This is a genomic window from Caldicellulosiruptor changbaiensis (assembly GCF_003999255.1).
GTDB lineage: Bacteria > Bacillota > Thermoanaerobacteria > Caldicellulosiruptorales > Caldicellulosiruptoraceae > Caldicellulosiruptor > Caldicellulosiruptor changbaiensis.
On the sequence record NZ_CP034791.1, the window covers coordinates 1,537,045 to 1,551,468 of the forward strand.

Here is a 14,424-nt window from a genome sequence, read left to right on the forward strand (position 1 = left end):
TCACCCTATACTCCTTTTACTTTCTTGCTACCACTAAGCACCAGTTGTTAAGTTTTTTGACCTCAACCACTTCCAACAAATTTTCCTTGAAACTTTTTATTACATCATCAAGTCTATCCTCAATAATTCCAGATGAGATAAAAAGTCCATATTCTTTTAGAACGTTCTTAATATCCTTTGCTAATTTTATTATTATATCAGCTATGATATTTGCAATTGCTATGTCAAACTTTTCTTCAATTCCAAAAACCAAGTCATTTTGCTTAATTTCAATTTCAACATTGTTCAAAGCAGCATTTTCTCTTGCAACCTTTACAGCAACATCATCTATATCAACTGCTAAAACCCTATTTGCCCCAAGTTTTTTAGCTGCAATTGCTAAAATCCCTGAACCTGTACCAATATCAATTACATCAAACCCTGGTTTTATATACTTTTGAACTGCTTCTAAACAAAGCATTGTTGACTCATGCGTACCCGTACCAAATGCCATGCCAGGGTCAAGTTTTATAACTGTCTTGTCCTTTGTATTTGGGTAGCTCTCCCACGATGGTACAATGACAATATTCCCTATCTCAACAGGCTTGTAATACTTTTTCCACTCTTCTGCCCAGTCTTTCTCATCAACTTCAGAGATGTCAATCTTGCCCTCGCCAATATTGAGGTACTGTGAAGCATCTTTTAACCTCTCTTCAATGTTGAAAATAAGTTCTGAGATATTCACACTTTCAGGAAAATACGCACGAACAACTGCGAAATTTCGTTTAGGAAATTGATTTTCATCTATATAGTCCCATGAATTTGGATATTTTAAGATTTCATCGTCCTCTATTACAACACCGTTTGCTCCAAGATCATACAAGATATTCGAAATAGCATCTTCTGCCTCTTCCACAGTCTTAATTGCAACTTCAAACCATTTCATACTATTTCATTTCTCCTTTTTTCTTTATAGGTTTATGAAAAAGCTTCTCTTATCCTATCCCAAAAATGTTTTCTCTTTTCATACCCTTCTTCAGACGAAAGCTCTTCAAACTTTCTCAAAAGCTCTTTTTGCTTCTCAGAAAGTTTCTTTGGCACCTCAACAATAAATTTTACAACCAAATCACCTCTGCCCCTACCTCTCAAATAAGGCACACCTTTGCCTTTAATCCTCACCTCATCACCACTTTGTGTACCCGGTTCAATTTTTACCTTTGTTCTGCCATCTAAGGTAGGTATTTCTATCTCACCACCAAGTGCTGCATTGACAAATGTGATTGGTACCTCAACATAAAGGTCTTGGCCAACTCGTTTAAAAACAGGATGTGGCGCTATTTTGATTCTAATGTGCAAATCACCATTTGGTCCACCTTTTATACCACTCTCACCCTCGCCTCTTAAAGTTATCACCTGTCCATCGTCAATTCCAGCCGGGATGTTTATCTTTACTCTTCTCTGGCGTCTAACAGTTCCAGTACCACCACATTCTCTGCAAGGGTCCGTGATGATAGTTCCAACTCCACCACAAGCATCACATGTTTTTATTGTAGTAAACTCGCCAAAGAATGTTGCCTGTCTTGACCTAATTTGTCCTGTACCACCACATTTTTGACATCTGACAGGTGTTGCACCCGGTCTTACACCACTTCCGCCACAGACAGAACACTTCTCTGTCCTGTAAATAGGGATCTCTTTTTCACAGCCAAATACTGACTCTTTTAAGGTCAGTTCTAAATCAACATGTATATCAGCACCTTTTCTTGGTGCTTCTTTTCTTCTTCTTGATGAGCCAAAGATATCAAACCCTTCAAACAGGTCTTCAAATATGTCCCCAAAACTTCCAAAGTCAAAGTCTGTAAAACCGCCTGTAAAGCCACCAGAAAATCCTCCGCCCTGAGCACCATATGTCGGGTCGAATGCTGCATGGCCAAACTGGTCGTACTTCCTTCTCTTTTCAGGGTCACTCAACACTTCATATGCTTCATTTATCTCTTTAAATTTTTCTTCTGCTTCTTTGTTGCCTGGATTTGCATCAGGGTGGTACTGCTTTGCAAGTCTTCTATATGCTCTTTTTATCTCTTCTTGTGTTGCGTTTCGTGGAACACCCAAAATTTCATAGTAATCTTTTTTTTGTGCCATTTTTATCACCCACTTAGCTTACTGAATATTATTATATACCAACGCAAAACTTTTAACAAATCATTAAAAAGGACCAAAGCCATTTTTAAAGTGTTATGACTTTGGTCCCTTTTTCTAAAGAATCTAAATTTGTTAATATACCTTATAATCAGTGTTGACATTACCATCAGTTCCGCCTTGACCACCAGGGTTTGTGCCTCCCTGAGGCCCAGCTTGAGTATAACCTTGCTGATACAGCCTTGTTGAAACATCGTAGAATGATTTTGTCAGCTCATCAATTGCTCTTTCAATTCTCTCTTTATCCTCACCATTCATAACATCTTTGAGAGCTTTGAGTTTTGCTTCGATTTGTTCTTTTTCAGTTGCTGTCATCTTGTCACCAAGGTCACGCAAAAGCTTTTCTGTCTGGTAGATGATAGAGTCTGCTTTGTTCCTTGTCTCAATGAGCTCTTTTCTCTTTCTGTCCTGCTCTGCATACATCTCTGCCTCTTTGATTGCTCTTTGAATCTCCTCTTCGCTAAGGTGTGTCTGGGAGGTTATTGTTATCTTCTGTTCTCTACCTGTGCCAAGGTCTTTTGCAGAAACGTGTACTATTCCGTTTGCGTCTATGTCAAATGTAACCTCAATCTGTGGAACACCACGTGGAGCAGGTGGAATTCCGTCCAAGATGAACCTACCAAGTGTCTTGTTGTCCTTTGCAAGTGGTCTTTCACCTTGCAAAACGTGAATCTCTACCTGAGTCTGACCATCTGCAGCAGTGGTAAATATCTGGCTCTTTCTTGTTGGGATTGTTGTATTTCTCTCAATTATTTTTGTGAACACGCCACCTAAGGTCTCAATACCAAGGGAAAGTGGTGTTACGTCTAACAGCAAGATGTCTTTTACCTGTCCTCCCAATACACCTGCTTGGATTGCTGCACCAATTGCAACACATTCGTCAGGATTTATACCTTTGAATGGTTCTTTTCCTGTGAGCTTTTTGACAAACTCCTGAACATAAGGTATTCTTGTTGAACCGCCAACCAAAATGACCTTGTCAATCTGCTCTGGTGTGAGCTTTGCATCAGAAAGTGCTGTCTCAACAGGCTCTCTTGTCTTTTCTACAAGGTCTTTTATAAGCTCCTCGAATTTAGCTCTTGTCAATACCATGTCAATGTGCTTTGGACCGTTTGCATCTGCTGTTATAAATGGCAAGTTAATTGTTGTCTGAAGTGCAGACGAGAGCTCAATCTTTGCTCTTTCTGCTGCATCTTTTAATCTCTGGAGTGCAACCTTGTCCTTTCTCAGGTCAATCCCATGTTCTTTCATAAACTCATCTGCTATATAGTCAATAATTCTCTGGTCAAAGTCATCGCCACCAAGTCTGTTGTTACCAGATGTTGCTAAAACCTCAATAACACCCTCGCCAATCTCCAAAATTGAAACGTCGAATGTTCCACCACCAAGGTCATATACCATTATCTTCTGATGTCCTTCCTTGTCAAGGCCATAAGCCAAAGCTGCAGCAGTTGGCTCGTTGATAATTCTCAAAACCTCAAGTCCCGCAATTCTACCTGCGTTTTTTGTTGCTTGTCTTTGTGAGTCTGTAAAGTATGCAGGAACTGTGATAACAGCTTGTGTAATCTTTTCACCAAGATATGCCTCGGCATCAGCTTTTAGTTTCATCAAAATCATTGCAGAAATCTCTTCGGGAGAATATTCTTTGTCGTCTATCTTGATTCTCCTGTTTGTACCCATATCTCTTTTGATTGAGATAATTGTCCTCTCTGGATTTGTAATTGCCTGTCTTTTTGCTGCATGACCGACAAGTCTCTCACCAGTTTTTGTAAAAGCAACAACAGACGGTGTAGTCCTAAACCCTTCTGCATTTGGAATGACAACAGGCTGCCCACCTTCAATTACTGCCATACAAGAGTTTGTTGTACCTAAGTCTATACCTAAAATATGAGCCATTGTTATCAACCTCCTTTTTTATTTTCGATTTGATTATTAATTAATTTGCATTAGCAACCTTAACAAGGCTGTATCTTATAACTCTGTCTTTTATCTTATAACCTTTTTGGAATTCTTCAATCACAATGTTCTTACCATACCTTTCATCCTCCACATGCATAATAGCATTGTGGAGGTATGGGTCAAACTCTTTATTTAAAGCTTCAATAGGCTCAACACCAAGTTTTGAGAAGATATCATCAATTTGCTTTTTTATCATCTCAAGTCCTTTTAAAAACTCTTCATTTGTATTTTCCGACTCTTTAGCAGAGCTGATTGCTCTTTCAAAATTATCAACAATAGGAAGAAGCTTTCCTATAACATCTGCAACAACTTCATAGTACATATTTTCCTTGTCCTTTGCGATTCGCTTTTTGTAGTTGTCAAAGTCAGCGGCAATTTGCTGACACAAGCTTTTGTACTCCTCAACTTCCCTTTCTTTCTCTTCAAGCTGTTTTTTTAACGCCTCAATTGGGTCTTCTTGTTCTTGAGGATGAGCCTCTTCTTGGCATACTTCAGTTTCATTTGCTACCTTTTGAATCTCATTTTTTTGCTCCTGAGTATCATCTTTTTCTGTAGCCTCTGTAGCTGGAGGACTTTCAGAAATGTTTGTCTCTTCACTCTTTAACTCTTTGTTTTCCATCTCGCACATCTTCAAAAATCACCTCTTTATTTATTCTGTGAAAAGTCTTGTCAAAATATCAGACAACGTATCGCAAATATAATCGATCAAAGAAACTGTCTGTGAATACTTGAGCCTCTTTGGGCCGATTATACCAATTGAACCGGCAATACTGTCGCCTATTCGGTAAGTGGAAAGAATAATGCTACATTCCTTTAAATCTTCAATTGGGTTTTCTGTACCTATGCGTATGGTTATATGGTCGTGCATTGAAGAGTTTATAATCTTTCGTAGCATGTCTTTTTGCTCAAATATATGCAAGAATATCTTTGCTTTTAGAACATCATTGAATTCCGGAAAGTCAAACATGTTTTTGATACCACTTAGGACCACTTCTGTACTGTCCGCTGCACTGATTGTTCTTAACACATTGTCAATGATTGGTGAAAGGATTGTCCTGTTCTTGCCCAAGCTATTTTCAATGTCCAAAACTGTATTTTCATCAATGTCTTCTAATTTAAGTCCACTTAGCTTTTGGTTAAGTACGTTAGTGATATATATAAAATCTTTGCTATCAATATTTTCCGGCTTATCTAAAAGAATATCTTTTACAAGCCCTGTATTTGTAACTAAAATTAATATATACTTTTTGCTGTCAACTGGCAAAAGCTGTAGATGCTTGATATAGCTTTTCTTTACATTTGGAGTTGAGAGCACAGCAGTATAGTTTGTAAGATTCGAGATAATCTTTGCTATGTTCTCCATGTACTCATTTATTTCGCTGAACTTCACATCAAGCTGTGACCTTATAAACTCAACCTCTTGCGGTGAAAGCCTTGTAACCTTCATTAATTCATCAACATAGTATCTGTACCCTTTATCAGACGGAACTCTTCCTGCTGAAGTATGTGGCTGTTCTAAATACCCCATCTCTTCTAAATCAGACATCTCATTACGAATAGTTGCAGAAGAAATACCAAAGATGTACTTTTTTGCAATAGTGCGTGAACCAACTGGCTCCCCTGTATTTATATAATCGTCTATGACTGCTTGAAGTATCCTTTTTTTTCTTTCATCCAGCATTTTCCTCACCTTACTGTTAGCACTCTCATTTGATGAGTGCTAATTCTAAGATATAAGATATCACTTTAGTAGATAATTGTCAAGTAGATTTTTTGACTTTCTTTGACCTTTTTAAATAAACTCTTGCCACACTATATTTGCAAGGTCCATTCCTTTTTTTGTAAGTCTAAAATGCGAATTTATCTCTACAAGTCCATACTTTTTTAGTTTTTCTATCTGGGTTTTGTACTTCTTCATAAAGTCTATATTAAATCTTCTCTCAAGCTTCAAAAGATCAATGCCCTCAATTTTTCTAAGTCCTAAGATAATGTACTCTTTTTCCATTTCTTCATCATCTATATACTCCTTTGTATCAACTGCAAGATACCCATTCTTTATACTATTGATATATTCCTTAATGTCACTTACATTAGAATATCTATATCCTTCAAAAAAAGAATGGCTACTTGAGCCAATTCCAATATATGATTCACAGTCCCAGTATTTAAGATTGTGCTTACATTCAGAATTCTTTTTTGCAAAGTTTGATATCTCATATTGATATATACCAAAATCATAAAGTCTTTCTACTGCAAGCCAGTACATACTTCTCTCTTCTTCCTCAGAAGGCAAATAGTTTTTCAATGAGTCATATTCATAATAAAAATATGTGCCCTCTTCAATCTTCAAAGAATATACAGAGACATGAGGAGGTCCGAAACTAATTACTGTTTCCAAAGTCTTTGAAAAGCTCTCTATATTTTGGTATGGAAGTCCAATCATTAAATCAACATTGAAGTTTTCGAAGTATCTTGCTGCAAGCTCTAATATTTCCAGAGCTCTTTTCGATGTATGAATCCTTCCAAGTACTTTTAATTCAATGTCATTTAAAGATTGAATGCCAATGCTCAGCCTATTTATATTTAAGAGCTTATAAATCTTTAGCTTCTCTTCATTTAAACTCTCTGGATTTGCTTCAATTGTTGTCTCACAGTTCTCTTTTACTTTGAAATTTGAATATATAAATTCAATCAATCTTTCTATGTGCTTAGGATCTACTGCCGACGGTGTACCTCCCCCAATATAAATTGTTTCTATCTCAATGTCATAGTTTTCTTTATAAAAAATAAGTTCTCTCTGAAGAGAATTAAAATATTCAGATACAAGATTATTTTCAACATTCTCATACGATACAAAATCACAGTAAAGACACTTTTTCTTACAAAATGGAATGTGGATATAAAGCCCAATCTTCTTTCCCAACCTTTTTGCACTTCCTTTTACTCTTCTAACTTCAAAACAGCCATAAAAGCCTCTTGTGGTATTTCAACCTCTCCTATCTGTTTCATTCTCTTCTTACCCTCTTTTTGTTTTTCCAAAAGTTTCTTCTTTCTTGTCACATCCCCGCCATAACACTTAGCAAGCACATCTTTTCTCAATGCCTTTACAGTTTCTCTTGCAATTACCTTGCTGCCAATACATGCCTGAATAGGTATCTCAAATAAATGTCTTGGAATCTCCTCTTTCAATTTCTCTACAATTTTTCTTGCTCTCTGATAAGCCTTGTCCCTGTGCACAATGAACGAAAGTGCATCAACCACCTCGCCTTTTATCATTATGTCAAGCTTTACAAGGTTAGACTCTGCATATCCTATGAACTCATAGTCAAATGATGCATAACCTTTTGAGCGTGATTTTAGCGCATCAAAAAAGTCATAGACAATCTCCATCAGCGGCATTTCGTAGGTGAGTATGACACGGGTTGTCTCTATATAGGACATATCTTTAAATATTCCTCTTCTCTCCTGGCATAGCTCCATTACCGCTCCAACATATTCGTTTGGTACCATGATGGTGGCCTTTACCATTGGCTCTTCCATCCTGCTTATTTCATTTGGTGGCGGAAGTTTTGTAGGATTGTCTATATACAGAACCTCTCCATTTGTCTTTGTAACTCTGTAAACAACAGAGGGTGCTGTTGTAATAATGTTCAAATCATACTCCCTCTCCAGCCTTTCCTGAACAATTTCCATGTGCAAAAGACCTAAAAAACCACACCTAAAACCAAAACCAAGTGCAGCAGAGCTCTCTGGCTCAAAAAACAGTGCTGCGTCATTGAGTTGCAACTTTTCAAGTGCTTCCTTGAGCTCTTCATATTTTGTATCACCAGTTGGGTAGATTCCACAGAACACCATCGGGTTTAACTTTCTAAAACCAGGCAGAGGCTCATCAGCAGGATTGTTTGCATCAGTGATAGTATCACCAACTCTTGTGTCTCTCACTGTTTTGATTGACGCAGCAATGTATCCAACATCACCTGCCCTTAGCTCTTCACAAGGAATTAACATGCCAGGTTTGAAGTAGCCAACCTCCGTGACTGTAAACTGTGCACCAGTTGACATCATCTTTATTGTCATATTGGGTTTTACTACTCCATCAAATACCCTAACATATGCCAAAACACCTTTGTAGTTGTCATAAAGAGAGTCAAATATTAAAGCCTTCAAAGGCTTTGTATCATCACCTTTGGGGGGTGGAATATCTCTTACAATCCTTTCCAAAACCTCTTCAATGTTAATTCCCTGTTTTGCTGAAATAAGAGGGGCATCTGATGCGTCAAGTCCAATAACATCCTCTATCTCTTTTTTAACCTCATCTGGTCTTGCACTTGGAAGGTCGATTTTGTTTATAACTGGTATTATTTCTAAGTTATGTTCAAGCGCAAGATAAACATTCGCAAGAGTTTGAGCTTCAATACCTTGAGTTGCATCCACAACCAAGATTGCGCCTTCACAAGCAGCAAGGCTTCTTGAAACTTCATAGGTAAAGTCTACATGTCCTGGTGTATCAATGAGGTGAAATATATACTCTTTACCGTCTTTTGCTTTATAATTTAGCCTCACTGCCTGCGCTTTTATAGTAATACCCCTTTCTCTCTCTATCTCCATTGTGTCAAGAACCTGGTCTTGCATCTCCCGTTCGCTCAAAGCACCTGTCAGCTCAATTATTCTATCAGCAAGAGTTGATTTTCCATGGTCAATATGAGCAATTATGCAAAAGTTTCTAATTCTGTCCTGTCTTCTCTCCACCTCAAGTAATCCCCCTACAAAATCAAATTATTGTAGATTTTGAAGTTGACTTTGCACCTCATTCAAAAGTTTTTTTGCATACCGAATGTAAGATTGTCTTACATCACTCCTGTTTAGAATATCCTTTGCCTTCAGGAGCATAAAATCATAGTAACTGCCATTTATTCTTGTCTTTCTGAAAATATATATAGGCTCTACTAAAATCTTTTTTGTAAGTTTATTATCCTTTTTGGTAAGCTCAATTCTTACAGTCAAGCCAAACCTATTGTATGGGAAAATAACTGTCTGGTCACAAAGGAAATTTCCCAGGGAATAAAATACTATACCCTCTCTTTTGCCAGAAGTTCCATCTTCAACCTGTATCTTTTCAAATGGCTGAATGGTATGCGTATGTGTTCCAATTACCACATCAACCCCGTATTTTATGAGCTCTTTTGCAAACTCCTTTTGCTCTGAAGTTGGGTTTATTGAATTTTCATATCCCCAGTTTGCATATGCTATTATAATGTCACAATTGAGTCCTTTCAAGTACTCAAGCTGGTTTTGAATTGTATCTTTGTCCAAAATATCAACATAATCTTTATATGAAGAGTTGCTTCCAAGATACACATTTGAAAGTTCCTTTGTAAATGCAGCAACCCCCACTCTAATATTGTTTATGTCAAACACCTTTGAGGTATGTTCATCTGGAGAGAGCCTTACCCCAACAGAGCTAATTCCTGCCTCTTTTAGATTTTTGATTGTATCTTCTAAGCCTTGCTTTTTGCCATCAAAAATATGTGAAGAAGATAGTACTGCAACATTAAAGCCAGCAGACTTTAGCAAACCTAAACTTTCTTTTGGAGCATTGTATTTGCCATATGTTGAAACTGGCAAATTAGACGTTAAACTGCTATCAAACTTGAAAATACTTAAGTCTGCGTAGGTTATGTCTTTAACATTTTCCATTATATTTCCAAATGAATATGATTGAGTTTGTCTGTTATAATACGATTTTAAAAGATACCCATTGAAGAACACATCGCCAACAAGCGAGATTGTTGCTTTGTATTCTTTTGGCTGGTTTTTTAGCTGAACAGAAGAAGATTTAGTAGTATCTGCCGCAGTTTTTTCCCTTGCAGGTGTGGATGTATTTTGTTTCTTTGTAGTATCATAAACCTCCTGGGAAACCGGGATATAATTTTTTACATACATGTTCTCATAATAAAATATTGCATTTATTCCAATAAGAAGGACTATAATAAATGAACCCAGAACATACAAAATCTTTTTCATAACTCAAGCCCTCTTTCTTTATAAACATTTATTTTACTTAAGTTTTCAATCTGAATAGGAAACTCAACAACATCCTTGACAATTTTCTTCCCATCTAAGTATCTTAAAATCCCTTTTTTACCTATGTCAAATTTAAGGTAATAAGCACAAAGACACTGAATACTTGCATTATACTTCTTATTTAGCGCCCAGTCACCATATTTACTATCGCCCAAGATGCAAAGCCCAACATGCGCAAACTGGGCCCTAATTTGATGGGTTTTTCCTGTTTCTATCTCAACATCAACAAGCAGCAAGTCGTCTTTGCCTCGTATTATTTTGTATCTGGTTACAATCTCCGAATAACCTTCAGACGGTAAATCTGAAATGTAAACTTTGCTTTTTTTAGAGTCCTTTTTTAGATAGTGCACGAGTACTCCACTTTTTGGCAAATCCACCCTTTTTGTTATGCATAAATACTTCTTTTTAATAGCCCTTCTACTCATATATTTTAACATCTCGTTTAAAACTTGTCTATTTTTTGCAATAATCATAAGACCTGAAGTGTTCCTGTCAAGCCTGTGACAAAGTGCAGGCAACTGATTGCCAGAATAATTATCTTCAATCCAATTTACAACAGAATACTCGTTATTTGTATCGGGGTGCGAAGGAATACCATATGGTTTGTCAATGACAATTATATTGTCATCTTCATATACTTTTGAAATTTCAACTTTTTTCTGATCTAAGTACTTCTCTTCTATGTCAAAGCTAATTAAATCTCCAAATTGTAATACCTGACCTTTTTGAGCAACCTCAAAGTTAACCTTTATTCTACCCTTTCTCAGAAGTTTAAATATTACACTCATTGGAATTGTCGGATATTTCTTTTTTATAGCCTTTTCAAGTTTCATACCTGCAAAATCTTTCTCAATCAACATTTCTATTGTCATTTACACATACCTCGCTTTTAACACGTTGAATAATATTATCATATAATAAAATTGACCAAATTGAAAATGAAAAAAACATGAAAATTGGCATTGATGGTAGAGCAGCTAAATGGTATAGAGGTTCTGGTATTGGAACTTACACCTATCAACTTTTAAATTATATCAAAAAACTTGACAAACAAAACGAATACCTTATCATATGGCCCGACAAATCTGAAATAGAGTTTGTTTCAGCAGAAAATATTAACATAAATCTTTTGCCTCAACAACTAGACAAATTCTGGGAAGAGATAATGATAAAGGAGATAATAATCCAAAATGATATTGAGATTTACCACGTTCCTCAAAACGGAATAGGCATTCCTTTTTCTAAAAAGTGTAGTTATATTATAACCCTTCACGATATAATCCCATTTAGGTTGCCTGAGACAGTGGGACCGGGCTATTTAAAAATCTTTAGAGAAAATGTTCCGAAGATTTTGAAGATTGTAGATAGCGTGATAACTGTTTCTGAATTCTCTAAAAAAGATATATGTGAGTACTTTGACTATGATCCATCAAAGGTGTTTGTAACACACTTAGCACCAGAAGATATCTACAAGCCCCTTTCAAAACAAGAGGTTGAAAACATGCTTAAGCAAAGATTCAATATAGACTTTCCGTATATCCTGTATGTAGGTGGTTTTTCACCTCGGAAAAATCTCATAAGGTTGATTAAAGCTTACAATATGATAAGAGATCAAATTGATGGTATTCATCTTGTAATTCCTGGAAAATTTAGTAGGAGTTTTGAAGAGGTGAAAGGTCTTGTTGCAGAACTTGGGCTTTGTGAGCGTGTACATTTTGTTTCATACGTTGAGGTAGAACTAATGCCTTATTTATATAATGGTGCCATTTTATTTGTCTATCCATCCTTATATGAAGGATTTGGCCTTCCGCCACTTGAAGCAATGGCTTGTAAAATTCCTACAATTGCCAGCAACACGACTTCTCTGCCAGAAGTGTTAAAAGACGCAGCTATCTTTGTCAATCCTTATTTTGAGGAAGACATCGCAGAAAAGATTTTGCTTGTACTCGAAAGTGAAAAGCTTCGAAAAGAGCTTTCTGAAAAAGGTTATAGCTTAGCTAAGAAGTATAGCTGGGAGAAAACTATAAGCTCTACTATAGCTATCTATCAACAAATTTTTGCCTTGAAATCTTAGAGAAGTTAGAATATAATGTATTTGTAGAACAAAAATAATAAAGGTCGGGGCGTAGCTCAGTTTGGTTAGAGCGCTAGCTTGGGGTGCTAGAGGTTCGCTGGTTCAAGTCCAGTCGCCCCGACCATTTATTTTTGGGCTCTTTACATCTCTAATCTTAAAAGCATCTTAAAGATGTCAAATATATTCCTCTTTTCAACATCTTCACTTGCAACAAGGTTATAAATTGCAAGAGTCTTACCGTCCTTTATAAGTTCTATTCTACCCACTACTTGACCAAGCTTCACAGGTGCTGGTATTTCTTTTGGTAAGATAGTTTTGGTTTCAATAGAGTTTTCATCTCCTTTTTTAACAAGGAGTTTTACATCCCTTTCTAAAACTGCACTTACCTCTTTTTTTAGCCCATTTCTAACCCTAACCTTGCCAAAACTAAAATCTTTTGCATATGGGGCATACATCGCAAAGTTTGCAAATCCCCAGTCAAGAAGTCGTACAGCCTCGTTAAATCTTGTTTTACTATCTGGTGCAGCCATTATAACTGCAATAAGATGAAGAGCATTTCTCTGGGCTGATGCTGAGATACAAAACTTTGCTTTGTCAGTTGAACCTGTCTTTACACCTGTACAACCTCTATAAAATCTCACAAGTTTGTTTGTGTTTGTAAGCCCAAACTTACCGTCTCTTACAGTGTCAACCCATGTTGTAAGATAGTTTCTTACGAGTTTGTGTTTTAATAGTTCTCTTGACATAACAGCAACATCATATGCAGAGGTATAATGTCCTTCTGCATCAAGTCCATATGGATTTACAAAGTTTGTATCGAGCATACCAAGCTCTTTTGCCTTTTGGTTCATCATATAAACAAACCCTTGAACACTTCCAGCCAAATGCTCGGCCAAGGCAACACAGGCATCATTTGCAGATGCAATTGCAATGGATTTTAAAAGTTCTTCTACTGTCATCTCTTCATTTTCTTTTAGGTATACCTGGGAGCCACCAAGACTTGCAGCGTTCTGACTTGCAATTACCTTGTCAGAGAGCTTAAGTTTACCTTTTTCAATTGCCTCACATATCAAAATCATTGTCATTATCTTTGTAATTGAAGCTGGGGGAAGTTTTTCATGAGAGTTTTTCTCAAAAAGTACTCTGCCTGTGTCAAAGTCAACAAGTATTGCAGACATTGCAGAAAGTTCAGGACTATTTGTGAGTTCATTATTTTGCGTTTGACAAAAAGCTCTTATAAAATTTAAACTCGAAAGAAAGAAAGATAAAATTAAAAGTGTTAAAATTCTTTTCACAACCTTTCACCCCAATTCCTTTTATTTTCCTATAATTAAATTATCTACACAACCTCGGCTTGTTATTCACAATACATATTCTCAAAAATCAAGAGACATACTATTTTTAAAAAGCTATTTAAATTTTTGAAGTTACATGAGGTGAAAGGAATGAGGTATATAAAGGTCTTATTGGCATGTGCTCTTTTGATTGCTACTCTTTATACACTTTCTCATTATGAACAGATAAAATTCAGATATGTAGTGAACCCCATTGTTTTATCTTACTATGGTTCAACTGGAAGTGAGGTTATAGAAATTCAAAGAAGACTTAAACAATGGGGATATTATGATGGACCAATCGATGGAATATACGGGTACAAAACATATATGGCTGTGAGATATTTTCAAGCCAAAAACGGTCTAAAAGTTGATGGAATTGCGGGAAGTGAGACCTTAAGAGCACTTGGAATTGTAACCACAACTTCACGCTCATCTTACAATTCTAATCTGAACCTTCTTGCCCACTTAATCAGTGCAGAGGCACGGGGTGAGCCCTATGTTGGACAGGTTGCAGTTGGAGCTGTTGTGCTAAATAGAGTAAGGCATCCAAGCTTTCCAAACTCCATTGCAGGTGTCATATACCAACCCGGGGCATTTGAGTCTGTTTCAAACGGGCAGATTAATCTACCGCCAACAGCCTCTGCGATAAATGCAGCACGAGATGCTCTAAACGGCTGGGACCCAACAGGGGGAGCTCTCTACTTTTTCAACCCGGCAAAGACAACAAATAAATGGATTTGGAGCAGGCCAATTGTTGCTGTTATAGGCAATCATGTGTTTGCAAAGTGAGGT

At 36.7% G+C, this 14,424-nt stretch carries 12 protein-coding genes and 1 tRNA gene; 3 read left to right on the plus strand and 10 right to left on the minus strand.

The genetic code is table 11. From position 1 onward, the window contains the following. Positions 1 to 16: 16 nt before the first annotated feature. The 9 genes from prmA to ELD05_RS07590 form a co-directional block, all read right to left on the minus strand. Positions 17 to 925, minus strand: a complete 909-nt coding sequence (gene prmA, locus ELD05_RS07550) for a 50S ribosomal protein L11 methyltransferase (RefSeq protein WP_127351950.1) — start codon at positions 923 to 925, stop codon at positions 17 to 19. Between the two features lie 32 nt (positions 926 to 957). Continuing rightward, on the minus strand, positions 958 to 2,121 hold the full coding sequence (gene dnaJ / locus ELD05_RS07555; protein ID WP_127351951.1) for a molecular chaperone DnaJ: 1,164 nt from the start codon (positions 2,119 to 2,121) through the stop codon (positions 958 to 960). A 132-nt stretch (positions 2,122 to 2,253) separates the two neighbouring features. Then, positions 2,254 to 4,074, minus strand: a complete 1,821-nt coding sequence (dnaK, locus tag ELD05_RS07560) for a molecular chaperone DnaK (RefSeq protein WP_011917273.1) — start codon at positions 4,072 to 4,074, stop codon at positions 2,254 to 2,256. Between the two features lie 40 nt (positions 4,075 to 4,114). Further along, positions 4,115 to 4,765: a nucleotide exchange factor GrpE gene (grpE, locus tag ELD05_RS07565; RefSeq protein WP_127351952.1), complete on the minus strand. Its 651-nt coding sequence runs from the start codon at positions 4,763 to 4,765 to the stop codon at positions 4,115 to 4,117. 21 nt (positions 4,766 to 4,786) lie between these two features. Further along, on the minus strand, positions 4,787 to 5,818 hold the full coding sequence (hrcA, locus tag ELD05_RS07570) for a heat-inducible transcriptional repressor HrcA (RefSeq protein ID WP_039766445.1): 1,032 nt from the start codon (positions 5,816 to 5,818) through the stop codon (positions 4,787 to 4,789). Between the two features lie 111 nt (positions 5,819 to 5,929). Beyond that, on the minus strand, positions 5,930 to 7,060 hold the full coding sequence (hemW, locus tag ELD05_RS07575) for a radical SAM family heme chaperone HemW (protein ID WP_127351953.1): 1,131 nt from the start codon (positions 7,058 to 7,060) through the stop codon (positions 5,930 to 5,932). Between the two features lie 17 nt (positions 7,061 to 7,077). Next, positions 7,078 to 8,886 carry a translation elongation factor 4 gene (gene lepA / locus ELD05_RS07580; RefSeq protein ID WP_127351954.1) on the minus strand — a complete coding sequence of 603 codons (1,809 nt, stop codon included), beginning with the start codon at positions 8,884 to 8,886 and terminating at the stop codon, positions 7,078 to 7,080. Between the two features lie 27 nt (positions 8,887 to 8,913). Further along, on the minus strand, positions 8,914 to 10,161 hold the full coding sequence (locus ELD05_RS07585) for a CapA family protein (RefSeq protein WP_127351955.1): 1,248 nt from the start codon (positions 10,159 to 10,161) through the stop codon (positions 8,914 to 8,916). Next, the gene (locus ELD05_RS07590; RefSeq protein WP_127351956.1) at positions 10,158 to 11,093 is read right to left on the minus strand and encodes an RluA family pseudouridine synthase; all 936 of its coding nucleotides are present in this window, start codon (positions 11,091 to 11,093) and stop codon (positions 10,158 to 10,160) included. The genes ELD05_RS07585 and ELD05_RS07590 overlap by 4 nt, the downstream gene beginning before the upstream one ends. Positions 11,094 to 11,170: 77 nt before the next feature. On the opposite strand from ELD05_RS07590, the gene ELD05_RS07595 reads away from it, so the two are divergent. Beyond that, positions 11,171 to 12,295, plus strand: coding sequence for a glycosyltransferase family 4 protein (locus tag ELD05_RS07595; RefSeq protein WP_011917266.1), 1,125 nt, complete (start codon positions 11,171 to 11,173; stop codon positions 12,293 to 12,295). A 45-nt stretch (positions 12,296 to 12,340) separates the two neighbouring features. After that, positions 12,341 to 12,419, plus strand: a tRNA-Pro gene (locus ELD05_RS07600). 16 nt (positions 12,420 to 12,435) lie between these two features. Here the strand turns inward: ELD05_RS07600 and ELD05_RS07605 are convergent. After that, a complete protein-coding gene (locus ELD05_RS07605; protein ID WP_408605219.1) occupies positions 12,436 to 13,533 on the minus strand; it encodes a D-alanyl-D-alanine carboxypeptidase family protein in 1,098 nt (365 codons plus the stop codon). Between the two features lie 207 nt (positions 13,534 to 13,740). Between ELD05_RS07605 and sleB the strand changes: the two genes are divergently transcribed. Continuing rightward, positions 13,741 to 14,421, plus strand: a complete 681-nt coding sequence (gene sleB / locus ELD05_RS07610; protein ID WP_011917264.1) for a spore cortex-lytic enzyme — start codon at positions 13,741 to 13,743, stop codon at positions 14,419 to 14,421. Positions 14,422 to 14,424 lie beyond the last annotated feature (3 nt).

Excerpts from the sequence above, each read along its gene's own strand:
- hrcA (WP_039766445.1), bottom strand. The coding sequence starts at position 5,818 with ATGCTGGATGAAAGAAAAAAAAGGATACTTCAAGCAGTCATAGACGAT.
- dnaJ (WP_127351951.1), bottom strand. The coding sequence starts at position 2,121 with ATGGCACAAAAAAAAGATTACTATGAAATTTTGGGTGTTCCACGAAAC.
- ELD05_RS07585 (WP_127351955.1), bottom strand. The coding sequence starts at position 10,161 with ATGAAAAAGATTTTGTATGTTCTGGGTTCATTTATTATAGTCCTTCTT.
- sleB (WP_011917264.1), top strand. The coding sequence starts at position 13,741 with ATGAGGTATATAAAGGTCTTATTGGCATGTGCTCTTTTGATTGCTACT.
- grpE (WP_127351952.1), bottom strand. The coding sequence starts at position 4,765 with ATGTGCGAGATGGAAAACAAAGAGTTAAAGAGTGAAGAGACAAACATT.
- dnaK (WP_011917273.1), bottom strand. The coding sequence starts at position 4,074 with ATGGCTCATATTTTAGGTATAGACTTAGGTACAACAAACTCTTGTATG.
- prmA (WP_127351950.1), bottom strand. The coding sequence starts at position 925 with ATGAAATGGTTTGAAGTTGCAATTAAGACTGTGGAAGAGGCAGAAGAT.
- ELD05_RS07590 (WP_127351956.1), bottom strand. The coding sequence starts at position 11,093 with ATGACAATAGAAATGTTGATTGAGAAAGATTTTGCAGGTATGAAACTT.
- ELD05_RS07595 (WP_011917266.1), top strand. The coding sequence starts at position 11,171 with ATGAAAATTGGCATTGATGGTAGAGCAGCTAAATGGTATAGAGGTTCT.